Annotated in this window: 1 pseudogene; it reads left to right on the forward strand. The window is 57.5% G+C overall.

What is annotated here, in order from left to right:
- Positions 1-457: pseudogene (locus ACKLNA_RS29150) on the forward strand (calcium-binding protein); the annotation flags it as partial.

Below are 457 nucleotides of genomic sequence, written 5' to 3' on the forward strand. Positions count from 1 at the left end.
TACCGTGTCGTACCTCGACAGCACGGTCGCCATGAACATCAATCTGAAAACCGGCGTTATTTCGGGGATTGGTGCCGGTGATACGTTCGACAGCATCGAAGTGATCGCCGGTTCCAAATACAACGATACCTTCGTGGTCGACAGCCGGATCTCGGGCGTCGATGGCGGTGAAGGTTTTGATACCGTCGATTACTCGACATCGTCCGCTGCCGTGAACGTCGACATTCGTCCAGGCACCGGTTTGCCAGGTGTCGGTGGCGATTCGCAGGGTGTGACCCTGACCAACGTCGAGAAAGTCATCGGTTCGGCATTCAACGATACCTTCACCACCGACGCCTACCTCTTCGCCACTTACGACGGTGGTGCCGGTGATGACATCTACTACGTCAACGGCGGTGGCGTGACCGTCATCGAGCAGGCGGGCGGCGGCAACGATGAAGTGCGTGTCACCTACAAG

Source organism: Pseudomonas sp. UV AK001 (assembly GCF_046097675.1).
In the GTDB taxonomy this organism is placed as follows: domain Bacteria; phylum Pseudomonadota; class Gammaproteobacteria; order Pseudomonadales; family Pseudomonadaceae; genus Aquipseudomonas; species Aquipseudomonas kribbensis.